Source organism: Nocardioides luteus, assembly GCF_000960475.2.
Taxonomy (GTDB): Bacteria; Actinomycetota; Actinomycetes; order Propionibacteriales; family Nocardioidaceae; genus Nocardioides; species Nocardioides luteus_A.
In genome coordinates this window covers 63501-87247 of the sequence record NZ_JZDQ02000018.1, presented here as the reverse complement: position 1 = coordinate 87247, position 23747 = coordinate 63501, and the positions used below count along the sequence as shown (strand labels likewise).

The window sequence follows — 23747 nt, the reverse complement described above, 5'->3', positions numbered from 1 at the left end:
AGGCATGAAGAACGACGTGATGGCCTTCGTACGCCGCATCGACCTGGTCCTCCTCGGCGCGGTCCTGGTCCTGGTGTCGCTGTCGGTGCTGTTCGTCTGGTCGGCGACCGTCCACCGGGACGCGCTCACCGGCGGCGACACCACCGCCTACCTGCGCAAACAGATCATCAACGTGGCCGTCGGGCTGGTGCTGATGGTGGGCGTGGTCGCGACCAACCACCGCTGGGTGCGGATGCTGACACCGGTGGTCTACCTCGGCGCGATCGTCGGCCTGGTGCTGGTGCTCGTGATGGGCTCGACGATCAACGGGTCGAAGTCGTGGGTGACCCTCGGGCCGGTGCAGGTCCAGCCCTCGGAGCTGGCGAAGCTCGCCGTGGTCATCGCGATGGCACTGGTCCTCGCCGAGCGCAGCGAGGGCCGCTGGCAGGCCCGGGTGTCGCTGGGCGACGTGGTCGCGATGATCCTGGTCGCGGCGGTGCCGATCGTGCTCGTCCTGCTCCAGCCCGACCTCGGCACCACGCTGGTGCTCGGCGTGACGGTCTTCTGCGTGCTCGCGGCCGCGGGGACACCACGGCGCTGGCTGGCGCTGCTGGCGCTGACCGGTCTGGCGGGCGCCACGACGGTGGTCGCGACCGGGGTGCTGAAGGAATACCAGATCCACCGGTTCATGGCGTTCACCGATCCGTCGCTGGACCCTCGCGGTGCCGGCTACAACGTCCAGCAGGCCCGGATCGCGATCGGTGACGGCGGCATCTTCGGCCAGGGGCTGTTCCAGGGATCGCAGGCCCGCGCGGGCTTCGTCCCCGAGCAGCACACCGACTTCATCTTCACGGTCGTGGGGGAGGAGCTCGGGCTGGTCGGCTCGTTGCTCGTGATCGGCCTGATCGGCGTCGTGCTGTGGCGCGGACTGCGGATCGCGGCGCGCACCGACGACCTCTTCGGGAGGGTCGCCGCGGCCGGCATCGTGTGCTGGCTCGGCATCCAGAGCTTCCAGAACATCGGCATGTGCCTGGGCATCATGCCCGTCACCGGGGTGCCGCTACCGTTGCTCTCCTACGGTGGTTCCTCGATGATCGCGGCGCTGCTGGCGGTGGGTCTCCTGCTCGGTATCTCGGCCCGGTCGCGGCGCACCGGTCTGGACCGGTCCGGACCACTCCAGGACCTCCGCTCGCGCGACCGCCTGCAGGTTGCTGCAGTGCGAAAAGATGTCGCGTTTCATCGTCAGTAAACTCGATTACGTTCCCTCCCGGTTGCCCCACAGGGCATCTGTGACCCCTTGCGGCCCTCAACCAGAGGCTGCTTGACGACGGGAGCAGTAATCGTGAACCGACCCCACAGAACCCAGCGCCTCGGCGCGCTGGTCGCAGCGACCGCCACAGCCGTCGGCGCTGCCACCACCATCCTGGCGCTGTCCGGCCCCGCCGGCGCGGCCGACACTCCGGCACCGCTGATCGGTGCCGAGAAGGCGAACGCCATCGATGGTCAGTACATCGTCGTGATGAAGGATCAGGCCAAGGCCGGCAACGGCTTCCGCGCCTCGGCGAAGAGCGACAACGCCGCCGTCCGCAGCAAGGCCGAGGATGCCGGCGGCAAGGTGAAGTTCACCTACGACGCGGCGATCAACGGCTTCGCGGCGACGCTGTCGGACGCCGCCCTGGCCGAGGTGCGCAGCGACCCGGCCGTCGACTACGTCGAGGCCGACGGGGTCGTCAAGGCGACCGGTGACCAGTCCAACCCGACCTGGGGCATCGACCGGATCGACCAGCGCAACCTGCCGCTGAGCAACTCCTACCACTACGACCAGACCGGGTCGGGCGTCACCGCCTACATCATCGACACCGGCATCCTCTCGACCCACACCCAGTTCAGCGGGCGGGTCGCCTCGGGCTACTACTCCGTCGGGTCCTCCACGACCGACGAGAACGGTCACGGCACCCACGTCGCCGGCACCGTCGGCGGCTCGACCTACGGTGTGGCCAAGGGCGTCACCCTGGTGCCGGTCCGTGTCCTCGACGCCCAGGGGTCCGGCACCGACTCCGGTGTCATCGCGGGCATCAACTGGGTCACCTCCAACCACACCTCGGGTCCGGCGGTCGCCAACATGTCGCTGGGTGGCGGGGCCTCGTCCTCGCTCGACGCGGCGGTGAACAGCTCGATCGCCGACGGGGTGACGTACGCCGTCGCGGCCGGCAACGACAACGCCAACGCGTCCAACTACTCGCCGGCGCGGGTCGCCAACGCGATCACCGTGGGCTCGACCACCAGCTCCGACGCGCGCTCGTCGTTCTCCAACTACGGCTCGGTCGTGGACGTCTTCGCCCCGGGCTCGAGCATCACCTCCTCGTGGTACACCTCGACGACGGCGACCAACACCATCTCCGGTACGTCGATGGCGACCCCGCACGTCGCGGGCGCCGCGGCCCTCTACCTGGCGGCCCACACCTCGGCCACGCCGGCGACGGTCCAGTCGTGGATCACCTCCAACGCCACGACCGGTGTCGTCACCTCGCCGGGCACCGGCTCGCCCAACCGCCTGCTCTACTCGCTCGAGGGCGGCGGCACCACGCCGACCGACCCGCCGACCACCGGGAACCTGCTGGTCAACCCGGGCTTCGAATCGGGCGCGACCGGTTGGAGCGCCTCCTCGGGCGTCATCGACAACTCGAGCAGCGCCCCGGCGCGTACGGGTTCCTACAAGGCGTGGCTGAACGGCTACGGCTCGACCCACACCGACACGCTCTCGCAGTCGGTCACCCTGCCCACGACCGGCAAGACGCTGTCGTTCTACCTGCGGGTGATCACCAACGAGACGACCACCTCGACGGCCTACGACAAGCTGACCGTCAAGATCGGCTCGACCACCCTGGCGACGTACTCGAACCTCAATGCGAGCTCCTCCTATGCGTTGAAGTCGTTCTCGCTGGGTTCGTACGCAGGCAGCACGGTCACGCTGACGTTCACCGGCACCGAGGACTCCTCGCTCGGGACCAGCTTCCTGATCGACGACACCTCCATCGCCTGATCCGGTCGCTTGATCTGACGGCCTGACCACGCCGGGTCGCTCGCGTAATGCGGGCGGCCCGGCGTGGTGGTGTCAGGGCAATTTTCCTGCCTTGTTTATGGTCTGTTTATAGGTGTTCACCTTCGTTGCGTGCACGTTGCTGCAATGCGAAGAGTTGGGTCGTTACGTGCCCGACGTAACGTGATTACGTGGTTGGCCGAACGCTTCGGGCTGCGGCCACAGGGAGGGCGCAGGGCGTTCGCAGCGGTCCTACAGGGCCGCACGATGACGGGAGTCAGTTCGTGAACCGAACCATGAAGAACCGTGCCATCAAGGCGCCGGCAGTCATCTCTGCCGTTGCTGTCGGAGCAGCAGCATCGGCGATCGCCTTCACCGTCCCGGCGGGCGCCGCGGACGGTCCGGCACCGCTGCGCGGGGCGGACGCCTCGACCGCGATCGAGGGTCAGTACATCGTCGTGATGAAGAAGCAGGGCGGCAGCGACATGGCAGCGTCCGAGGCCAAGTCGGTGCGCAGCGACGCCCGTGACGCCGGTGGCGACGTACGGGAGGTCTACAACACGGCGTTCAACGGCTTCTCCGCCACGCTCGACAAGGACGCGCTCGCCGAGGTCCGCAACAACCCGGACGTCGCCTACGTGCAGGCCAACCACCGCTACACCACCCAGGGTGACCAGGCCGACCCGACCTGGGGCCTCGACCGCGTCGACCAGGCCGCGCTGCCGCTCGACAAGAACTACCACTACGACCAGACCGGTGCGGGCGTGACCGCCTACATCATCGACACCGGTGTCGCGACCGACCACTCCGAGTTCAGCGGCCGGATCGGTGAGGGCTTCGACGCCGTCGACGGCGACTCCGACCCGACCGACGGCAACGGCCACGGCACCCACGTCGCCGGCACCGTCGCCGGCACCACCTACGGTCTGGCCAAGGAGGCCACGATCGTTCCGGTCCGTGTCCTCGACGACCAGGGCTCCGGCACCACCGAGGGTGTCGTCGCCGGCATCGAGTGGGTCACCGAGAACCACACCGACGGCCCGGCCGTGGCCAACATGTCGCTCGGTGGCGGCAACGACGCCGCGCTCGACGCGGCCGTCCAGGCCTCGATCGCCGACGGCGTGACCTACGCCGTCGCGGCTGGCAACGAGAGCTCCGACGCCTGCGGTTCCTCGCCGGCTGCCGTTCCGGAGGCGATCACCGTCGGTGCCACCGACGACACCGACACCGCCGCGGACTTCTCCAACACCGGTGAGTGCCTCGACATCTTCGCTCCGGGCGTCGACATCACTTCGGCCTGGAACGACGGCTCGACCAACACCATCTCCGGTACGTCGATGGCGACCCCTCACGTCACCGGCGCTGCCGCGCTCTACCTCGAGGCGAACCCCTCGGCCACCCCGGCCGAGGTCGCCGAGGGCCTGACCGGCGCCGCCACCCCGGACGTGGTCACCAACCCGGGCACCGGTTCGCCGAACCTGCTGCTCAGCACGGTGTTCTGAGCTGAGGCTCTGAACTGAGGTCGTGGGGGCCGTCCGGGAGGGGCGGCCCCCACGACCATTTCCACCCCGCTAGTCCGGTTTGGTCCAGGCGATGGTGTGCCGGAAGCCCAGGCGGCGCCGGATCGTGGCGCCGGGCATGACGTCGAGGACGATCTCGCGCAGGTCGTCGAGGGGCATGGTCGGGTCCTTGACGGGGAACGGCGGGGCCGGGGTCTCGGCCGAGGGCCACGGATGCTTGACGTAGCCGATCACCGGGTTGGTCATGATGGAGGCGAGATCCCACAGGTGGTCCGCGGCGCTCCGCGGAGGAGCGAGCCCGACCGCCAGGAACCGTCCGCCCGGCTCGAGGAGCCTGTGCACCTGCGCCAGCGCGCCGGCGACGTCGAGATGGTGCAGGACGGCGATCATCGTGACCAGGTCGAACCTCCCGTCGGTCTCGGTCCAGGGGTCGCCGTCGATGGTGACGTTGGGCAGCCCGGCGCAGCGGGCGGTGGCGTGTCGCCGCATCTCCTCGTCGCGATCGTTCCCGTGGACCGCCGTGAACCGCGGCGACAGCGCGGTCACGAGATCACCGCGGCCGCAGCCGACGTCCAGGGCCGCGTGGCGCCGCTGCGGCAGGTTCGCCAGGATCCAGCTGTGGAAGTGGTCGTTGTGGCTCCACGGATGCCGGGCGTTGAGCCTGGCCATGGCCGTCGACACGGTCCCTCCCGCGAACTCCTTCGCCCACGTACGCAGTGCCATGCCCGGCATTGTGCCGCCACGGCGCGAGGTTTGGTCGGGGAGTCGCGGCTCGGCGTACGCTTGGGGTTGATCGTTCCCGAGCTTTGAGGTGCCCATCGTGACCGTCGCCCAGAGCGACCTCGTTCCTGAGTCCGTCTTCCCTCGGCTGGAGCCGCGCCTGGCGCTGGTGTCCAAGCCGATCCAGTACGTCGGTGGGGAGCTCAACTCCACCGTCAAGAAGTGGGACGAGGTCGAGGTGCGGTGGGCGCTGATGTACCCCGACGCCTACGAGGTCGGCCTGCCCAACCAGGGTGTCCAGATCCTCTACGAGGTGCTCAACGAGCGTGACTGGATCGCGGCCGAGCGCACCTACGCGGTCTGGCCCGACCTGGAGAAGATCATGCGGGAGGGCGACGAGCAGGGTCCGATCCCGCAGTTCACCGTCGACGCCCACCGTCCGGTGAAGGCGTTCGACGTCTTCGGGCTCAGCTTCTCGACCGAGCTCGGCTACACCAACATGCTCAACGCCCTCGACCTCGCCGGCATCCCGCTGCACGCGGTCGACCGTGGCGACGACGACCCGGTGGTGCTCGCCGGCGGCCACGCCGCGTTCAACCCCGAGCCGATCGCCGACTTCCTCGACGCCGCCGTGCTCGGTGACGGCGAGGAGGTCGTGCTCAAGATCTCCGAGGTCGTGCGCGAGTGGAAGCAGGACGGTCGCCCCGGCGGCCGCGACGAGCTGCTGCGCCGGCTGGCCGTCTCCGGGGCCGTCTACGTGCCGAAGTTCTACGACGTCAACTACGCCGCCGACGGCCAGATCGAGGCCGTCGTCCCCAACCGTCCCGACATCCCGTGGCGGGTGCGCAAGCACACCCTGATGGACCTCGACGCCTGGCCCTACCCGCGCAACCCCCTGGTGCCCTTGGCCGAGACCGTCCACGAGCGGTTCTCGGTGGAGATCTTCCGCGGCTGCACCCGCGGCTGCCGCTTCTGCCAGGCCGGGATGATCACCCGCCCGGTGCGCGAGCGCTCCATCACCACCATCGGTGACATGGTCGAGAACGGCATCCGGAAGTCCGGCTTCGAGGAGGTCGGCCTGCTCTCGCTGTCGAGCGCCGACCACACCGAGATCGGTGACGTCGCGACCGGCCTGGCCGACCGCTACGAGGGCACCAACGTCTCGCTCTCGCTGCCCTCGACCCGCGTCGACGCCTTCAACATCACCCTGGCCAACGAGTTCTCCCGCAACGGTCGTCGCTCCGGCCTGACCTTCGCCCCCGAGGGCGGCTCCGAGCGGATGCGGAAGGTCATCAACAAGATGGTGACCGAGGAGGACCTGATCCGCACCGTCGGTGCCGCGTACTCCCACGGCTGGCGCCAGGTGAAGCTCTACTTCATGTGCGGCCTGCCGACCGAGACCGACGAGGACGTCCTGCAGATCGCCGAGCTGGCGAAGAAGGTGATCGCGAAGGGCCGCGAGGTCTCGGGCCGCAACGACATCCGCTGCACCGTCTCGATCGGTGGCTTCGTACCCAAGCCCCACACCCCCTTCCAGTGGGCCTCCCAGCTCGACCACGAGACCACCGACGAGCGCCTCCAGAAGCTGCGCGACGTGGTCCGCTCCGACAAGAAGTTCGGCCGCGCCATCGGGTTCCGCTACCACGACGGCAAGCCCGGCATCGTCGAGGGCCTGCTGTCCCGCGGCGACCGCCGCGTCGGCGCGATCATCGAGCAGGTCTGGCGAGACGGCGGCCGCTTCGACGGCTGGAGCGAGCACTTCTCCTACGACCGCTGGGTCGCCGCCGCGGAGGCGGGTCTGGAAGGCACCGGCGTCGACCTCGACTGGTACACCACCCGCGAGCGTGAGTACGACGAGATCCTCCCCTGGGACCACCTCGACTCCGGTCTCGATAAGGACTGGCTCTGGGCCGACTGGGAGGACGCCCTCGCCGCCGCCGACGGCGAGGACATCGAGGTCGAGGACTGCCGCTGGACCCCCTGCTACGACTGTGGCGTCTGCCCGGAGATGAACACCGAGATCCAGATCGGCCCCACGGGTCAGAAGCTGCTCCCACTGAGCGTCGTCTGAGGTCGATCGGCAGAACCCCACAACTGCGGGGAAATGACGAGGGCCTACAGCAGTTCCGGTGTCAGAACCCCGCAAGTGCGGGGTTCTGACACCGGCGTTCGACGATCAGCCATCGTCAGGCCGCATCGTGCCGGTGATGGGCTGGTCGGTGACCGCCCGGCAGGCAACGGCGTACGGATCGTCGGCTGAGAGGGACATGCCGGTCACGGGCAGATGGTGTCATGCCGGGCCGGGTATGAGCAGGGAATCGCTCCGCGGGCGCTTCAGCGGATCGCGGCGGTCGCCTCGATCTCGATGAGTACGTCGGGTCGGAAGAGGCCGGCGACCTGGACCAACGAGCTGGCCGGCGGGTGCTTGACGTCGACGAACTCGTCGCGCACCGACCGGATCATCGGAAGCTCGTCGGTGGCGACCACGAAGTAGGTCAGCTTCACCACCTCCGCCCAGGTCGAGCCTGCGGCGGCCAGCGCGATGCCGAGGTTGACGAAGGTCTGCCGGGTCTGCGCCTCCCAGCCCTCGGCCACGGTGCCGTCGGCGGCGATGCCGACCTGGCCGGAGGTCACCACGAGCCGGGCACCGGGGTCGGTGATCACCGCGTGGCTGTAGCCGGCCGGCGCGGGAAGGTCTTCCGGGGTCACGAACTCCACGCGCCGAAGGTAGACCCGACCGCCGTGCCGCGCGAACGATTACTAGGTTGGGTCCGTGAGCGACACCTTCGACGTACGACCAGCAGGACCGGCGGACACGCCCCTCCTGGCAAGCCTTCGCCGCGCCTGGGTCGAGGAGATCACGGAGGGTCCGATCGACGATTCGGGGTTCGAGGAGCGCTTCGACGAGTGGATGCTCAAGGAGCACGAGCAGCGGGTGACCTGGCTCGGGTACGTCGACGGCGAGGCCGCCGGCATGGTCAACATGCTGGTCTTCACCCGGATGCCGAAGCCGGGTCAGGAACGGTCGTCGCGGTGGGGCTATCTGGCCAACTTCTACGTCCGGCGCGAGCACCGCAACAGCGGCCTCGGCACCGCGATGCTGACCGCGCTCACCGACCACGCCGACGACGAGGGATTCGTACGCGTCGTGCTGAGCCCCAGCGACCGGTCGATCCCGTTCTACGAGCGGGGTGGGTTCCGGGAGGCGTACGACCTGATGGTCCGGCCTCAGCCGACCGGGCGGACCCAGCGGCGCCACTCCGACTGAGACTCGTAGCCCGAGCTCTTCCACAGCGACTGACCCAGGTCGTTGCCCTCCAGGACCATCGCGTCGATCCGGCTCGCCCCGAGCGCCACCAGGCGCTCCTCGGCATGGGTCAGGAGGCGCCGGGCGAGCCCCTGGCGGCGTACGTCGGGGTGGACCGCCAGCCGGTAGAGGTGGGCGCGCCAGCCGTCCCAGCCGGAGATCAGCGAGCCGACGAGCCGACCCTCGGGCGTGACCGCGACCGTGCAGGCGTCGGGGTCGCGGGCGATCAGCGCCTCGACCTTCGCCACCGAGTCCGTCGGCCGCGCGTCGTTCTCCGCGGCCACCTCCCACAGGGCGATCAGAGCGTCGACGTCAGCGGCAGTGGCAGGTCGGAGTTCGAACACGCCCGGGAGTTTCTCATGCGTGACCGGTAGAGCGACGCGGAGACTGTCGCATATCTCTTTCTAAGACTTAAGGGGCTTCCCGCAAGGCAGAGCCGCGAAGCGAGTCGGTCGTCGGTGACCCGGTCCCCACGTAGCACACGACAAGGCGGTCACCTGACCGCCAGGACGCCTCGTAGGGCAGGTAGAACTCCATTCGCAGATCGCTCGGGCCCTCACGTTCGCCGATGAATTCGTGAAAAGCGGTACGACACCCCGGGTCCGAGAGCCACGCGACCTCGTTGTCTCCTGGCCACGGTCCGTCCGGGAGAAGGAATCTGTGGTAGGCCTCCCATCGATGTGGCTCGGAGCATGGCACGACGTCGATCGTGTAGAGGATGAACGGTTCGCCCGGTTCGTTGTCGTCCTCGAAGCAGTCCCCAACTCGCAGGAGCTCCGGCACTGTGATCCCACTCGATGTCACGGCCCCGTTCTTGTCGCGTTCGATGTTGGTGCCATAGGTGAACGACCAGAGCCAGGCGACAAGACTGGAAATGAGAACGAGACCGCAGCTGCCGACCACGATCGCAGTGATCGCCTTCCTGACTCCGCGGTTGCGTCGAGGCTTCGACCGGAACAACACCGCGATCGCGAGGCCGATGCCGATGATGACGGCGATGGGGTTGAAGAAGATGCAGCACAGCACAAGCGCGGCGACCGCCATCGCCTGGGAGGGGCGCTCGTTGGACGAAGGCAACGGATCGCGTGAGGTCACATTGTCGTGGGGGTTCAGCTCATGCGCCGGGGGCGGCGCGGCGTTGGACATGGCCGGGATGTTCCCACGCCCGGTGAGTCCGCGTCCGGGAAATCAGCAGTCCTCTGCGCCGCGCATGGAGAAGTCGATGCTCACCGCGTGGTGGTCCGACAAGCTGGTGGGGGTGACCCGGCCGTCGCCGGCCTCGAGCCAGGAGTTGGGGAGCAGGTAGTCGACGCGGCCGCCGCCGTCATGGCTGGGCCCGAGGGAGGCGCCGGCGTCGGTCAGCGAGGACAGGGCGGTGCTCAGCACGCCCGAGCCGTCACCCGAGTTCAGGTCGCCGCCGAGGATCTTGGCGCCGTCGTAGGCGTTCACCTTGGCCATCACCGCGCCGATCTGGGCCTGGCGGAGCGAGTCGGAGGTGTGGTCGAGGTGGGTGTTGAAGACGACCAGACGCTGGCCCTGGACGATGATGTTCGCCCTCAGTACGCCGCGCTGCTCCTTGCCGTCGCTGTTGGGCAGGTGGGTGTTGCCGGACTCGGCGATGGGGAAGCGAGACAGGATCGCGTTGCCGTAGCCGCCGCGGTCGGTGATGTAGTCGTTGGCACCGAAGACCGACTGCATCCCCAGGTGGGAGGCGATGATCGCGGGCTGGTCGACGTTGCCCGAGCGGCGGCGGTTCCGGTCGACCTCCTGGAGGAGTACGACGTCGGCGCCGGACGAGCGGATCACTCCGGCGATCCCGCCGAGCTCACCGGGGGAGACCCGGCCGCCCTTGATGTTGAAGGTCATCACGGTCAGGTTGCGCGGGACCGCGCAGGGGTCGATCTTCGGCTTCTTCGGGGCCTTGTCGATCGCCGGCGGCGCCTCGAGCGTCGTGAACTTCGGCAGCGGCCCCGACGACGCCGACGGGCTCGCCGACGCAGAGGCGTCGAGCGGGTCCGCGCTCGGCGAGGAGGAGGTCTCCGCGGAGGCCTGTCTGGAGTCGTTCAGCCGGGGCGCGAGGACGGTCAGGGCGGCGATGACGCCGACGGTGAGGACCACCGCGAGGATCGGCAACAGCTCCTTGAGGCGTACCGAGAAATTCCTGCTTCTGTGGCGACTCACCGCGCGAGTCTCCCATTTTTGACGGGCAAACCGTTACAAACCGTTCGCCTCCCCTTCGCCGGATGGGTCATCACGCCGCAGGACCGACATAATCGACTCCGTGCGTCAACAGCCCGAACAGCAGGCCCCGCCGGTCCAGCGTCTCCGCATCCGCTACGCCAAGCGCGGCCGGCTCCGGTTCACCAGCCACCGCGACTTCAGCCGCGCCTTCGAGCGCGCAGTGGCGCGGGCCCGGATCCCGGTCGCCTACTCCTCGGGCTTCAACCCCCACCCGCGGATCTCCTACGCCGGCGCGGCCCCGACCGGGGCGGCGAGCGAGGCCGAGTACGTCGAGCTGGCCCTGCGTGAGGTCGTCGACCCGGTCGCCACCAAGGGTGCCCTCGACGAGGTCATGCCCGACGGTCTCGACCTGCTCGACGTCGTCGACACCGCCACCTCGCCCAAGGGTGCGCTGGCCGACCTGCTCACCGGCAGCGAGTGGATCATCGACCTTCCGACGGCCCCCGAGGAGGCCGCCGCGGCGGTCGCGGCGTTCCTCGCCGCCGAGGAGGTCATCGTGGAGCGGATGACCAAGAAGGGGATGCGCGAGTTCGATGCCAGGAGCGCGGTCGTACGCCTCGCCTCGGCGCCTCGCGGGGAGGGCGGCTCGCGGCTGGAGCTCCTGCTCAAGCACGGCACCCCGACCGTACGTCCCGACGACGTCGTCACCGGTCTGGAGCGCATCGGCGGTCTGAAGGTCGGCCCGGAGCACGGCGGGCTGCCGCTGCTGACCCGCCTCACCCAGGGCACCTTCGACGAGGAGTCCGGCACGATCGGCGACCCGCTCCACTAGCGTGCCGTCGATGAGGCTCTGCCGATGGGACTGCCGATGAGAACGGTCACCGACCGCGAGCGCCGCGCCCGGCTGGGTCGACGCCATGGTCTCGCCCCTGGCCACAGGTACGCCGACGTGGCCGCCGCGACGCGGGCGATGACCGCCTGGCACGCCACCGAGGCCGCGACGGTCCACCTCGCGCTGCACGCGCGCGTCCACGACCTCCGGGTCGAGGACGTCGAGCGGGCGCTCTACGAGGAGCGCTCGCTGGTCAAGCAGCTGGCGATGCGGCGTACGCTCTTCGCCTTCCCGCGCGACCTGGTCCCGGCGGCGTTGGGGAGCGCGTCGGCCCGGGTCGCCGCGCAGCAGGAGAAGAACCTCCACAAGTGGCTGACCGCGGGCGGCGTCGACGAGGACCACGACGGCTGGATCGAGAAGGCCTACGCGGCGACGCTGGCGGCGCTGGCCGACGGGGAGCCGCGGACGACGGCGCAGCTGCGCGAGCTGGTGCCGGAGCTCGACATCCGCTTCCGGCTGGGGGAGCCGGGCAAGAAGTGGGGCGGTGAGTTCGCGATCGGGCGCTGGGTGATCGGCACCCTCGCCGCGCAGGGGCGGCTGATGCGGGCGACCAACCTCGGCCACTGGCGGCTGAACAAGCCCGCCTGGACGCTCACGGAGTCATGGCTCGACGAGATGCCGTCCCCGCTGCCCGCGGCGGAGGGCTACGCGGAGCTGGTCCGCCGCTGGCTGTGGACCTTCGGTCCCGGCACCGAGGCCGACCTGGTCTGGTGGCTCGGGGCCACCAAGTCGGCCGTGCGGGCGGCGCTCGTCGCCGTCGGGGCCGTCGAGGTCGGACTCGAGAGCGGCGGGACGGGCTGGGTGCTCCCGGACGACCCGATCGCCACCTCGCCGGAACCCGAGATCGAGCCCTGGGCGGCGCTGGTGCCGACCCTCGATCCCACCGTCATGGGCTGGAGGGAACGCGGGTTCTACCTGGACGCGGAGGATGTGCCGTACCTCTTCGACTCCAACGGCAACGCAGGCAACACCGCCTGGTGGGACGGCCGGATCGTGGGAGCCTGGGCGCAGGACGAGGACGGCACCGTGCACCCGATCGTGCGCCACGACATCGGCGATGCCGGTCGCAAGGCGCTGGCGGCCGAGGCGGAGCGGCTCACCGAGTGGCTCGACGGGGTGGTCATCGTGAACGTCTACAAGTCGCGCCAGATGAAAGAAGCAGTCCTTCCCTGAGTTTCGTTGGTGTCCGGATATCGGTCTGTTGACAGGGTGTATGCGATACTCCGAGACGACTGCTCAAACAATCGGGCCCGACCCGAGGAATGGACAGTCCGACGACGCCTCGCCGGCGTGGGCCCTCCGGGGCCGCACTCCGGCACACAGGAGGTAGGTCGTCACCAGACCGCGACGCAGGCCTAGCAGGTCAGTGAGAGCGACTCGCCCGGGAAGGTCCCGGACGGCCGAGCGACCGCGGCAGGTGACGAACCGCAGCCTGTGACGCACCGCTGCGGAGGATGCCGCCGCCCTGACAAGCTTTGCGCCGCGACGCGGCTGCTACGTGGAAAAAGTTCGATACTGCGCAGCGCCCGTTTCCCGGCACCTGACTATCCGGCACCTGTGAAGGTCCTGGATGAGGAGAACGGCATGGCCGACGAGACCACTGTCGAGAACACCGAGAACGGCGCTGAAACGCCGCAGACTCCGGTGACCGACACCCCCACGAACGAAGCGGAAACGGCCGCGGAGTCCGCTCCCGCGAAGAAGACCGCGGCGAAGAAGACGACGCGCAAGCGCACCACCAAGAAGGCCGCCGCGGCCCCGGCTGAGGCCGCTGAGGCCCCCGCCGACGAGGCCGGCGAGACCGCCCCCGCCAAGAAGGCTGCGGCGAAGAAGACCACCCGGAAGCGTACGACCAAGAAGGCTGCCGCTGCGGCGCCGGCCGAGGTCGAGACCACCGAGACCACCCCCGAGATCACTCCCGAGGCCGCTGAGGCCGTCGAGACCCCGGCCGAGGCCCCCGCTGAGGCCGTCGAGGCTCCGGCGAAGAAGACCGCGGCGAGGAAGACCACCGCCAAGAAGACCACGACGAAGAAGGCGGCCGCCAAGAAGGCCGCCGCTCCCGTGGTCGAGGCCGTCGAGCCCGTCGAGACGCCCGCCGAGGAGGTCGACGAGGAGGTCGACGAGACCCTCGCGGAGACCGAGACCGAGCAGACCGGTCCGGTGGCCCCCGCGGTGCTGTTCCAGGCGCCGACCAAGACGACCACCCGCCGGCGCACCCGCAAGACGGCCGAGCCGAAGCCGGTCGAGGCCGCCGTCGAGGCGCCCGCCGAGGACGAGCCGAAGGCCGCCGAGCCCGCAGCTGAGGCCGCCGAGGAGGAGGCCCCGGCCCGGACCCGCAGGCGCAACGCCCGCAGCGCCGCCCCGGCCGAGGAGAAGCCCGCCGAGGAGGAGCCGACCGAGGACGAGTCCGCCGACACCGAGGCCGAGACCGACACGGACAGCAGCACCGACACCGACGCCGACGAGAGCTCGGTCGACGACGGCGAGGGCGGCGGCAACGGCCGTCGTCGCCGCCGCCGCGGTGGCCGTCGCCGCCGCAAGGGCTCCAACGGCGACGCCGACGGTTCCGACGCGACCGACGCCGAGGACAGGTCCGACGACGCCGAGGCGGAGAGCGACGAGGCCGGCAAGGACGCCGACGCCGACCAGCAGGGCGAGGGCGGCAGCTCCTCGCGCCGTCGCCGTCGTCGCCGCCGGGCCGGCGAGGCCTCGGGCGACGCCGGGGACGACCCGGAGAACACCGTCACCAAGGTCCGCGCGAGCCGCACCGGCGAGGACCAGATCACCGCGCTGTCGGGCTCGACCCGCCTGGAGGCCAAGAAGCAGCGCCGCCGCGAGGGCCGCGAGGCCGGCCGCCGTCGCGCCCCGATCGTGAGCGAGGCCGAGTTCCTGGCCCGCCGCGAGTCGGTCGAGCGCGTCATGGTCATCCGCGAGCGCGAGGACCTCACCCAGATCGCCGTGCTCGAGGACAAGGTCCTCGTCGAGCACTACGTCGCCCGCGAGAGCCAGACCAGCCTGATCGGCAACGTCTACCTGGGCCGTGTCCAGAACGTGCTCCCCTCCATGGAGGCCGCGTTCATCGACATCGGCAAGGGCCGCAACGCGGTCCTCTACGCCGGTGAGGTCAACTGGGCCTCGCTCGGCTGGAAGGAGGGTCAGCCCCGCAAGATCGAGTCGGTGCTGACCTCCGGTCAGAAGGTGCTCGTCCAGGTGACGAAGGACCCGATCGGCCACAAGGGCGCCCGGCTGACCTCGCAGATCTCGCTGGCCGGCCGCTTCCTGGTCTACGTGCCCGACGGCACCACCTCCGGCATCTCCCGCAAGCTGCCCGACACCGAGCGCAACCGCCTCAAGACCCTCCTGAAGGAGATCGTCCCCGACACGGCCGGCGTGATCGTACGCACCGCCGCGGAGGGTGCCGCCGAGGACGAGCTGACCCGCGACGTCGAGCGGCTCAAGGCCCGCTGGGAGGACATCGAGAAGCGTGCCGGCGGCAACGCCCCGCAGCTGCTCTACGGCGAGCCCGACCTGACCCTCAAGGTCGTCCGCGACCTGTTCACCGAGGACTTCGCCAAGCTGGTCATCTCCGGCGACTCGTCGTGGGAGACCGTCAAGGACTACGTCCAGTCGGTCGCTCCCGACCTCGAGGAGCGCGTGGAGAAGTACGACGGCGAGGCCGACGCCTTCGCCGCGTACCGGATCGACGAGCAGATCGCCAAGGGCCTGGACCGCAAGGTCTGGCTGCCCTCGGGCGGCTCGCTGATCATCGACCGCACCGAGGCGATGACCGTCGTCGACGTCAACACCGGCAAGTTCACCGGCTCCGGCGGCAACCTGGAGGAGACGGTCACCAAGAACAACCTCGAGGCTGCCGAGGAGATCGTGCGCCAGCTCCGGCTGCGCGACATCGGCGGCATCATCGTCGTCGACTTCATCGACATGGTCCTCGAGTCCAACCGCGACCTGGTGCTCCGTCGCCTGGTCGAGTGCCTCGGCCGTGACCGCACCCGTCACCAGGTAGCCGAGGTCACCTCGCTGGGTCTGGTGCAGATGACCCGTAAGCGGATCGGCACCGGCCTGCTCGAGGCCTTCTCCGAGAACTGCGAGGCCTGCGGCGGCCGTGGGCTCGTGATCCACGAGCACCCGGTCGAGCCCGGCAAGTCCTCCGGCGTCGCCCCCGACGAGCCGCGCTCGCGCCGTCGGGGCGGTCGCGGTGGCCGCGGCAAGGGCAAGGACGAGATCGGTGGCGAGCAGCGCACCGAGCCCGTCGAGGAGCACGCCAAGACGCCGTCGCCCGCCGAGTTCGCCGCCATGGCCGGACAGAGCGAGACGACTGCGGTCGCCGAGCCCGTCGAGACCCCCGCGGAGGAGGCGGCCACCGAGCCCGCCGAGACCGTCGCGGTGGCCGAGGCCCCCAAGGTCACCACCCGTACGCGCTCGCGTCGGTCGAAGACCGCCGAGGAGCCCTCGGTGGCCGAGACTGCGGAGACCGCCGAGCCGGCCGAGGCAGTCGAGACCGCTCCCGAGCAGGTCGACGCGCCGAAGGTGACCACGCGTACGCGTTCGCGCCGGTCGAAGGCGTCGACCCCGGCGACCGAGCCGACCGAGACGGCGACCCCGGCCGAGACTCCGGTCCAGCCTGTCGCCGAGGCGCCCGCCGAGCCGGAGGCCCCGAAGGTCACCACCCGCACCCGCACCCGCCGTGCGGCAGCGACCGGTCGCCCGGTCCTGGCCGCGGTTGTCGGCAGCTCGACCGCTGCGGAGCCGAAGCCGGCCGCTGAGAAGCCGGTCGCCGAGAAGCCGGTTGCCGAGGAGCCCGTCACCGAGGAGCCCGTCGCCGAGGAGCCCGCTCCGGTCGCCCCGGCAGCCGAGCCCGAGGCAGCCGAGCCGGAGGCAGCCGAGCCCGAGGTCACCACGCCGGAGCCGGTCGCGGCCGCGCCGGTCGACTCCAAGCCCAAGGTGGTCACCCGGCAGCGCCGCGGCGCCCGCCGCGAGGTGGTCAGCACCGGTGAGGGCGCGGTGATGACCGCGACCAAGACCGAGGCGACGCCCGCCACCAACGGCACCGCCTCGACGCCTGCGCCGAAGGTCGTGACCCGCACCCGCGGTGGCGCGAGCCGCGACACCACGCCGTCACAGGACAGCTGACACCTCGATAGGAAGCCCTGGCCACCGTATCAGCGGTGGCCAGGGCTTCGGCGTTCTCGCCGCACCTGCGGCTACGGAACCGGATGCCGCGGCGCAGACCGGCGCAGGCCGGGGGTGAGCGCGAGGGTCACCAGCAACGACGCCGTGGCCAGGACCCCCATGGTGTGACCGGGGGCGAGCGAGGACGCGATGGCGCCGCCGACCCCGGCCCCGAGGGCTTGGCCGATCATCATGCCCTGGCTCTGGAGACCGAGCGCCTGCCCCTGGATGTCGTCGGTGGTGTGGGTGATCAGGCGTTCCTGCAACGGGAGCGAGGCGGCGTACCCGACGGAGGCGATGAACACCGCGGCCACCGCAACCGCCGCGGGAGGGGAGAACCAGAAGAGGAGGAAGGGGACCGCGAGGAGATAGCGCAGCGGGCCGATGAGCCGGTCACGCTGCGGGACCGTCAGGAAGCGGCCGGCTCCCAGGTCGCCCAGCATCATCCCGGCAGCACCGGCCGCGAAGAGGTAGCCGGCGAGCGAACCGTGACCGTAGGGAACGAAGAGTGCCTCGCAGCCGACGATCAGCCCGTTCGGCACCCAGCCGGCGAGGTAGAGCGGCCGGGTGACCCGTGATCCGAGGAGCAGCCGGTTGACTCGGCGGGTCCGGGCGACGAGCCCCTCCGAAGTACGTCCAGGGGCCGGCCGGTCCTTGATGCCGAACCGCACGGTGATCAGGCTGAGCAGGTTGACGACGGCTGCGACGATGAACAGCGTCTGCGGTGAGAGCCACAGCAGCGCGACGCCGCCGAGGCCGTATCCGACGACCTGCATCCCGCCGACGGCGAGGTTCAGCGTCGATCGACCGAGGGCATAGGACGAGCCGGACATGATGTCGCGCAGGACGACCCATTGCGTGCCGCTGAGCATGGCGTTGACCGCGTAGGGAATGGCGAGCAGAGCGAATCGTGCCTGCCACGGCACCCCCGGCAGCGCTTGAAGTGCATTGGCGACGAGCGGTGCCGCCATCTGGAGCATGAGTCCGGTTCGCGGTCGGAGGGTGTCGGAGAGTCCCAGGAACAGCTGCGAGACGACCAGTGCGACCAGTGGCCCGCCGAACATCGACAGCGCGCTGAGCAGGGCGGACCCGGTGCTCTCGAACATGATCGTCCCGAGCGCCAGCGACGACGACGCGACCGAGATCATCACCAGGCAGCGGTTGGCGAAGAGGACCCTGAACTCCGGGATCGAGAAGAGCTGTCCGAAGGTGGTCGGTGCGGGCGGTGCGGAAGTGCTCGTCATGCGGTGAAGTCTGGAATGATCGAGGGCGATCGGGTAATGATTCGCGCACACGCGAAAGGTCGTGACGATGGGAACCTGGATCATCCCGGCGGACCTGCTGGCCGCGAGCCGGTTCGTGGTCTCCCCGCTCCACGAGACCGTCGCCGCGCTGACGGTTCTCAGCCGTCCCGACGCCAACGGCACGCCGTGGCAGAGGTCCTTCCGCGCCGCCTACCTCGAGGCGTACGAGGATCTTCTGGCCTCGGACCCGATGCTGAGGGCCCTCGACGCCACGCTGTGGCGGCCCCGCCGCGGCGACCAGCCCGGGTGGATGGCTGACTTCATCACCCCGCCGCCGCTCGGCGACGGCGCGACCTTCGACGACGAGCTCGCTCAGGTGCTGACCTGGGACGACCGCACCATGCGCGCCGAGCTCCGGGAGGTCGCCGGTGATCTACCGGTCGTGTTGGGGCGATCGGGGATCCGCGACGCCGTGATCGAGCTGCTGACGTGGATCTGGACCGCCACCGTCCAGGCGGACTGGCCACGCCGCAGGCGCGTGTTGGAGGCCGACATCGTCTCCCGCGCCAGCCAGCTCGCCAGCGAGGGCTGGGCCAGCGTCTTCGCCACGCTCGGCACCAGGCGCAAGAAGTGGCTCGGGAACGGGATCCTCCAGGTCAACGGCTATGACCTGCCCGCCCGCGACCTGTCCGACGCCCACGAGCTCTCGTTCGTGCCGGTGCACAGCGACGGATCCTGGCTCGCCTGGGACCTGCCGCAGCGCTACGCGATCGTCTATCCCGTCGCCGGTGCTCTCGCGGCCACCGGCGGCGAGAGCACCGATCCCGCGAAAGCCCTGGCCCGGCTCATCGGCGCCAACAGGGCCGGGGTGCTCGCTCTGCTCGATGCACCCCGATCCACGACGCAGCTCGCCGCGCTCACCCACCTGCCCGTCGGCGCCGTCGGCAACCACCTGCGCGTTCTCCTCGACGCCGGCGTGGTCATGAGACGCCGCGCGGGACGCGAGGTGCTCTACTGGCGTACGGCGCTGGGCGAGGAGCTGCTCGGGCCCGATCCGAGATCGGACCCGGCAGCCCGGGTGCGATGAGTGCCTACGCCTCCCAGATCTCGAGGGTCTTCCGAGCCCCGACGGCGTGCAGGGACGCCAGCGCCTCGGCGTACGGCTCGGTGAACTCGGGCGAGTCGACGAGGTCGCCGAAGAGGTCGGGGTCGCGGAGGAAGGCGAGCGGGTCGTCGCGCTGCGCGATCGCCCGGGCCATCACGTCGGCCTGGCGCCGGTCGACGATGTCGATCGGCGCGCCCTGCTCGTCGACGCCCTCGGCGTAGCGGGCCCAGGCGGCGACGACGAGCGCCGACCGCCGCACCGAGCCGCCACGACCCAGCTGGGCGGTGATCACCGGCACCAGCCACTTCGGGATCCGGTCGGAGCTCTCCGCGCACAGCCGCGCCAGGGTGTCGCGGATGTGGGGGTTGGCGAACCGGGAGATCAGCTCGTGCTGGTAGCCCGGCAGGTCCACCCCGGGCACCTGCGGCAGGGTCGGGGCACCCTCCTGCGACATGTAGCCGAGCAGGAAGTCGACGAAGAGCGGGTCGGTGCAGACCTCGTGGGCGTAGCGGTAGCCAGAGAGGTAGCCGAGGTAGCACAGCGCCTGGTGGCTGGCGTTGAGGAGCCGCAGCTTCATCAGCTCGTACGGCTCGACGTCGGGCACCATCTCGACCCCGGCCTGCTCGAACGGTGGCCGGCCCTGCGGGAAGTGGTCCTCGAGCACCCACTGGGTGAACGGCTCGCTGACCACCGGCCAGGCGTCCCCGATGCCGAACCGCCAGCCGACCTCCTCGACGTCGGCATCGGTGGTCGCCGGGGTGATCCGGTCCACCATCGAGCTCGGGAAGGCGACCTCGGAGGCGATCCAGTCGCCGAGCTCCGGGTCACGCAGGGACGCGAACGCCGACATCATCGCCCTGGCGACGTCGCCGTTGCCGGCGATGTTGTCGCACGACATCACCGTGAACGGCGCCATCCCGGCGGCACGCCGCCGGGCCAGCGCCTCCACGACGTAGCCGAACGCCGTCGACGGCACCGCCCCGGGCTCCAGGTCGGCCTGGATGGCGGGGTCGGAGGCGTCGAAGCCGCCGGTCGCCTGGTTGACGTGGTAGCCGCCCTCGGTGATGGTCAGCGACACGATCCGGATCCGCGGATCGGTGAGCAGGTCCAGTACGTCCGCGGGGGAGTCGGGCGCGAAGAGGTAGTCGATGATCGAGCCGATCACCCGCCCCCGTACCGCGCCGTCCGGCGCCCGCTCGACGAGCGTGTAGAGATGGTCCTGGGCCGCGAGAGCATCCCGCATGCGTACGTCCTGGGGCATCAGCCCCACCCCGACGATGCCCCAGTCGGTGATGCCCGAGGCGAGCAGGTCGTCGACGTAGCGCGCCTGGTGGGCGCGGTGGAAGCCGCCGACCCCGAGATGCACGATCCCGGGAGTGACGGCGGAGCGGTCGTAGGCGGGGACAGCAACGGATGCAGACAGGTCGCCGAGTCGAGCCGTCGTGAGTCTCGGATACGTCACTTGACCGCCCCGAGGGAGAGTCCCTGCACCAGCTTGTCCTGGGCGGCGAAGCCGGCGATGAGCACGGGCAGCGAGATCAGCGTCGCCCCGGCGGCCAGCTCGGCGAGGTAGGCGTGCTCTGTCTGGATCAGGGTGTTCACGAAGACCGGACCGGTCTGCGCGGCGACCGACGTCAGCACCTTGGCGTAGAGCTGCTCGTTCCAGGCGAAGATGAAGCAGATCAGCGAGGTGGCCGCGACGCCGGGCATCGAGATCGGCGCCACGATGCGGGTCAGGATCCGCAGCGTCGAGGCGCCGTCGATCGAGGCGGCCTCGATGATCGCGGGCGGCACCTCGGCCAGGAACGAGCGCATCATCCAGACCGCGATCGGCAGGTTCATCGCGGTGTAGAGCAGGATCAGGATGATCACGTTGTCGGGCATGTTGATGACCTGGGTCGTGAACAGGTAGATCGGCAGGATCCCCGCGACCATCGGCAGCATCTTCGTCGACAGGAAGAAGAACATCGCGTCCGACCACTTCTTCACCGGCTTGATCGCCAGGGCGTACGCGGCGGGGATGGCCAGCGCGAGCACGAGCAGCGTCGAGAGCACGCTGGTGATCACCGAGTTGATCAGCGCAGGCGTGATCGGGTTGGCCGAGGTGAACAGGCCGCCGTAGTTGTCCAGCGTCAGCGGGGCACCCCAGCTCGGCGGGTAGGTCTGGGCGTCCTGCGGTGCGTGCAGCGAGGTCAGGACCATGTAGAGGATCGGGATCACGAAGATGATGCCGACCAGCCATGCTGCGATCGGGATGGCGATCTTCGCCACCCGTTGCCGGTTCCATGTGTTCATCGGGCAGCCTCCTCGTCGGTCAGCAGGGACGACACCACGCGGAGTGCGAAGGTCGCGATGATCAGTGAGCCGATGACCACGACGACGCCCAGCGCTGAGGCGACCCCGTAGTCCTTGGCCGAGTAGAACGTCTCGTAGACGGCGAACGGGATGTTGGTGGAGTTCAGCCCGCCGGTCATGCCCAGGACCGAGTCGAAGTTCTGGACGATGAAGATCGTGCCGAGCACGATCGAGAGCTCGAGATAGCGGCGTACGTGGGGGAGCGTCATGTGCACGAACGTCTGCCAGCCGTTGCAGCCGTCGATGCTCGCCGCCTCCAGCACCTCAGGATCCTGCGACTGCAGCCCGGCGAGCAGGATCAGCATCATGAACGGCGTCCACTGCCAGATCAGCTCGATCTCGATGGCGAGCTTGGGATGGTCGGTGAGGAACGCGATGTCCTGGGCGCCGGGCACCCCGAGCTGACCGAGCACCCCGTCGACCAGGCCGAACCCGGTCATCAGGATGCCGTTGCCCCAGAAGACCGCGGCCGCGATCGGCACGATCAGGAACGGCGCGATCATCATCGTGCGGACCACGCCGCGGCCGACGAACGCGTTGTTCAGCAGCAGGGCGATCCCGAGGGCGAGCAGGGCGCTCACCCCGACGACGACCACGGTGATCTCGATCGTGTTGAGGACCGCCGTGCGGTAGGCCGGCGTGGTGAACACCGTCTTGAAGTTGTCGAAGCCGGCGAAGCTGCGCCCCGGGGCGTCGGGCTGCGCGCTCCAGTTCATGAACGACATGACCAGCGTCGCCACGAACGGCAGCTGCGTCACCACGATCAGGAAGACCAGCGCGGGCAGCAGCGGCGCGCGCAGCTTCCACGACTCCCGGCCCCACTTCCGGTACGCCTCGGGCGGCCTTGTCGCCGCCGGTTCCGTGGTTGCGGGGAGTGGTGCGGTCAGGGAGGCCATCACTGCTTCTCCTTCTGGACGTCGCCGTACTCCTGGGCGAGGGACTGACATCGGTCGAGCGCCGCGTCGGTGGTCTTCGAGCCCGAGATGGCGCTGGAGAGCTGCTTGGCGCACTCGGTACCGAAGTCGGTGAAGCTCGGGACCCCGACGAACTGGATGCCGTTGTAGGGCCGCTTCTGGACGCCCGGGTTGTCGGCCTGGGCGTTCTTGATCGCATTCATGGTCGGGGTGGCGAAGGAGCCGGCCACCTCGAGGTACTCCGGGTTCGCATAGGTCGAGGCACGCTTGCCCGCGGGGACGTTGGTCGGCCCTCCGGTGTCGTTCTCGGTGTCGGCCATCACCAGCTCCTCGTACTCCTTGCTGGAGGCCCAGGCGACGAACTTCGCGGCGTCCTCCTGGTGCCGTGAGGCCTTCTGGATCGCCCACGCCCAGGTGTAGAGCCAGCCGGCGTTCTCGGTCTGGTCGTGCGGGGCGGCGACGTAGCCGACCTTGCCCTTGACCGGCGACTCGGCCGCTTCGAGCGACCCGGCACCGGAGGTGGCGTCGTACCACATCGCGACCTTGCCCTGCTGCATGGCGTTGAGGCACTGCGGGAAGCTGAAGGTCGCGGCGCCGGCCTCGCCGTGCTTGCGGACCAGATCGACGTAGAAGTTGGCGGCCTTCTTGAAGCCGCCCTTGTTGACCTGGGCGTTCCAGTCCTCGTCGAACCAGGTGCCGCCCATGGTGTTGACCACGGTCGTGATCGAGGCGAGGTTGTCGCCCCAGCCGGCCAGGCCGCGCAGGCAGATGCCACGCATGTCCGGTTCCGCCTCGTCGATCTTGGCGGCGAAGCCGGCGACCTGCTCCCAGGTCGGGTTGGCCGGCATGTCGATGCCGTGCTTCTCGAACAGGTCCTTGCGGTACATCAGGAACGACGACTCGCCGTAGAACGGCTCGCCGTAGACCTTGCCGTCGGCCGAGAGCGCCTCGGTCATCGGCGGCAGGATGTCGTCCTGGTCGAACTCGGGGTCGTTCGCGATGCTCTCCATGTCCGAGATCCAGCCCGCTTGGGCGTAGTAGGGGATCTCGAAGTTGGACAGCGTCGCCACGTCATAGATCCCGGACTGGTTGGCGAACTCGGTGCTCGCGGTGTCCCGCATGTCCTGCTCGACCTTGACCACGAAGTTCACCTCGATCCCGGTCTCCTCGGTGAAGTGCTTCGCGGTGAGCTCCTGGAGCTCGAGCATCTGGGGGTTGTTCACCATCAGCACCGTGATGCTGTGCTCGCCCGCGCTCGTCCCGCCGGCTCCCAGGCCGCCGGTGCCGCATGCCGTCAACATCA

At 69.7% G+C, this 23747-nt stretch carries 19 protein-coding genes; 9 read left to right on the top strand and 10 right to left on the bottom strand.

All coding sequences use genetic code 11. The features are described from left to right. Positions 1-4 precede the first annotated feature (4 nt). The 3 genes from rodA (at position 5) to UG56_RS14175 (ending at position 4521) form a co-directional block, all read left to right on the top strand. Entirely contained in the window at positions 5-1228 is a 1224-nt protein-coding gene (gene rodA, locus UG56_RS14185; protein ID WP_045549669.1) for a rod shape-determining protein RodA, read from the top strand. 93 nt (positions 1229-1321) lie between these two features. Beyond that, positions 1322-3022, top strand: coding sequence for a S8 family peptidase (locus UG56_RS28830; RefSeq protein ID WP_071327077.1), 1701 nt, complete (start codon positions 1322-1324; stop codon positions 3020-3022). A gap of 293 nt (positions 3023-3315) precedes the next feature. After that, on the top strand, positions 3316-4521 hold the full coding sequence (locus UG56_RS14175) for a S8 family peptidase (RefSeq protein WP_045549670.1): 1206 nt from the start codon (positions 3316-3318) through the stop codon (positions 4519-4521). 69 nt (positions 4522-4590) lie between these two features. Here UG56_RS14175 and UG56_RS14170 read toward each other — a convergent pair whose 3' ends face one another. Beyond that, positions 4591-5262, bottom strand: coding sequence for a class I SAM-dependent methyltransferase (locus tag UG56_RS14170; protein WP_045549671.1), 672 nt, complete (start codon positions 5260-5262; stop codon positions 4591-4593). Between the two features lie 97 nt (positions 5263-5359). Here UG56_RS14170 and UG56_RS14165 point away from each other — a divergent pair, with 97 nt between their 5' ends. Beyond that, the gene (locus UG56_RS14165; RefSeq protein WP_045549678.1) at positions 5360-7330 is read left to right on the top strand and encodes a TIGR03960 family B12-binding radical SAM protein; all 1971 of its coding nucleotides are present in this window, start codon (positions 5360-5362) and stop codon (positions 7328-7330) included. Positions 7331-7593: 263 nt separating this feature from the next. On the opposite strand, the gene UG56_RS14160 is transcribed toward UG56_RS14165, so the two are convergent. After that, positions 7594-7977: a RidA family protein gene (locus UG56_RS14160; RefSeq protein WP_045549672.1), complete on the bottom strand. Its 384-nt coding sequence runs from the start codon at positions 7975-7977 to the stop codon at positions 7594-7596. Positions 7978-8032: 55 nt separating this feature from the next. On the opposite strand from UG56_RS14160, the gene UG56_RS14155 reads away from it, so the two are divergent. Beyond that, positions 8033-8527 (top strand): GNAT family N-acetyltransferase, encoded by a 495-nt coding sequence (locus tag UG56_RS14155; protein WP_045549673.1) that lies wholly within the window; start codon positions 8033-8035, stop codon positions 8525-8527. Here the strand turns inward: UG56_RS14155 and UG56_RS14150 are convergent. From UG56_RS14150 to UG56_RS14140, 3 genes are all read right to left on the bottom strand, one after another. Then, entirely contained in the window at positions 8488-8910 is a 423-nt protein-coding gene (locus UG56_RS14150; protein WP_045549674.1) for a GNAT family N-acetyltransferase, read from the bottom strand. The genes UG56_RS14155 and UG56_RS14150 overlap by 40 nt on opposite strands. Before the next feature lie 67 nt (positions 8911-8977). Next, positions 8978-9712 (bottom strand): DUF4190 domain-containing protein, encoded by a 735-nt coding sequence (locus tag UG56_RS14145; protein WP_084101049.1) that lies wholly within the window; start codon positions 9710-9712, stop codon positions 8978-8980. A gap of 42 nt (positions 9713-9754) precedes the next feature. Next, positions 9755-10747, bottom strand: a complete 993-nt coding sequence (locus tag UG56_RS14140) for an endonuclease/exonuclease/phosphatase family protein (protein ID WP_143055035.1) — start codon at positions 10745-10747, stop codon at positions 9755-9757. An 88-nt stretch (positions 10748-10835) separates the two neighbouring features. On the opposite strand from UG56_RS14140, the gene UG56_RS14135 reads away from it, so the two are divergent. From UG56_RS14135 to UG56_RS14125, 3 genes are all read left to right on the top strand, one after another. After that, the gene (locus UG56_RS14135) at positions 10836-11579 is read left to right on the top strand and encodes a TIGR03936 family radical SAM-associated protein (protein WP_371264388.1); all 744 of its coding nucleotides are present in this window, start codon (positions 10836-10838) and stop codon (positions 11577-11579) included. 24 nt (positions 11580-11603) lie between these two features. Beyond that, on the top strand, positions 11604-12812 hold the full coding sequence (locus UG56_RS14130) for a winged helix DNA-binding domain-containing protein (RefSeq protein ID WP_256206633.1): 1209 nt from the start codon (positions 11604-11606) through the stop codon (positions 12810-12812). Positions 12813-13223: 411 nt separating this feature from the next. After that, the gene (locus UG56_RS14125; RefSeq protein WP_084101056.1) at positions 13224-16787 is read left to right on the top strand and encodes an Rne/Rng family ribonuclease; all 3564 of its coding nucleotides are present in this window, start codon (positions 13224-13226) and stop codon (positions 16785-16787) included. A 71-nt stretch (positions 16788-16858) separates the two neighbouring features. Here the strand turns inward: UG56_RS14125 and UG56_RS14120 are convergent, their stop codons facing one another. Further along, complete coding sequence (locus UG56_RS14120) at positions 16859-18070, bottom strand: MFS transporter (RefSeq protein WP_045550842.1); 1212 nt, start codon at positions 18068-18070, stop codon at positions 16859-16861. 67 nt (positions 18071-18137) lie between these two features. Here UG56_RS14120 and UG56_RS14115 point away from each other — a divergent pair, with 67 nt between their 5' ends. After that, on the top strand, positions 18138-19157 hold the full coding sequence (locus tag UG56_RS14115) for a helix-turn-helix domain-containing protein (protein WP_045550850.1): 1020 nt from the start codon (positions 18138-18140) through the stop codon (positions 19155-19157). Between the two features lie 4 nt (positions 19158-19161). On the opposite strand, the gene UG56_RS14110 is transcribed toward UG56_RS14115, so the two are convergent. From UG56_RS14110 to UG56_RS14095, 4 genes are read right to left on the bottom strand one after another with little or no spacing between them, the layout of a single operon-like run. Beyond that, positions 19162-20637 (bottom strand): mannitol dehydrogenase family protein, encoded by a 1476-nt coding sequence (locus UG56_RS14110; RefSeq protein WP_045550843.1) that lies wholly within the window; start codon positions 20635-20637, stop codon positions 19162-19164. Further along, positions 20634-21470, bottom strand: coding sequence for a carbohydrate ABC transporter permease (locus tag UG56_RS14105; protein WP_045550844.1), 837 nt, complete (start codon positions 21468-21470; stop codon positions 20634-20636). The genes UG56_RS14110 and UG56_RS14105 overlap by 4 nt, the downstream gene beginning before the upstream one ends. Then, positions 21467-22426 carry a carbohydrate ABC transporter permease gene (locus UG56_RS14100; protein WP_045550845.1) on the bottom strand — a complete coding sequence of 320 codons (960 nt, stop codon included), beginning with the start codon at positions 22424-22426 and terminating at the stop codon, positions 21467-21469. Before UG56_RS14100 ends, UG56_RS14105 begins: the two co-directional genes overlap by 4 nt. Further along, a complete protein-coding gene (locus UG56_RS14095; RefSeq protein ID WP_256206632.1) occupies positions 22426-23745 on the bottom strand; it encodes an ABC transporter substrate-binding protein in 1320 nt (439 codons plus the stop codon). Before UG56_RS14095 ends, UG56_RS14100 begins: the two co-directional genes overlap by 1 nt. Between the last annotated feature and the right edge of the window lie 2 nt (positions 23746-23747).

Bases quoted from the DNA above. Each gene is read 5' to 3' on its own strand.
- rodA (WP_045549669.1), top strand. From the start codon at position 5: ATGAAGAACGACGTGATGGCCTTCGTACGCCGCATCGACCTGGTCCTC.
- UG56_RS14175 (WP_045549670.1), top strand. From the start codon at position 3,316: ATGAAGAACCGTGCCATCAAGGCGCCGGCAGTCATCTCTGCCGTTGCT.
- UG56_RS14170 (WP_045549671.1), bottom strand. From the start codon at position 5,262: ATGGCACTGCGTACGTGGGCGAAGGAGTTCGCGGGAGGGACCGTGTCG.
- UG56_RS14145 (WP_084101049.1), bottom strand. From the start codon at position 9,712: ATGTCCAACGCCGCGCCGCCCCCGGCGCATGAGCTGAACCCCCACGAC.
- UG56_RS14130 (WP_256206633.1), top strand. From the start codon at position 11,604: ATGGGACTGCCGATGAGAACGGTCACCGACCGCGAGCGCCGCGCCCGG.
- UG56_RS14125 (WP_084101056.1), top strand. From the start codon at position 13,224: ATGGCCGACGAGACCACTGTCGAGAACACCGAGAACGGCGCTGAAACG.
- UG56_RS14120 (WP_045550842.1), bottom strand. From the start codon at position 18,070: ATGACGAGCACTTCCGCACCGCCCGCACCGACCACCTTCGGACAGCTC.
- UG56_RS14115 (WP_045550850.1), top strand. From the start codon at position 18,138: ATGGGAACCTGGATCATCCCGGCGGACCTGCTGGCCGCGAGCCGGTTC.
- UG56_RS14105 (WP_045550844.1), bottom strand. From the start codon at position 21,470: ATGAACACATGGAACCGGCAACGGGTGGCGAAGATCGCCATCCCGATC.
- UG56_RS14100 (WP_045550845.1), bottom strand. From the start codon at position 22,426: ATGGCCTCCCTGACCGCACCACTCCCCGCAACCACGGAACCGGCGGCG.
- UG56_RS14095 (WP_256206632.1), bottom strand. From the start codon at position 23,745: ATGTTGACGGCATGCGGCACCGGCGGCCTGGGAGCCGGCGGGACGAGC.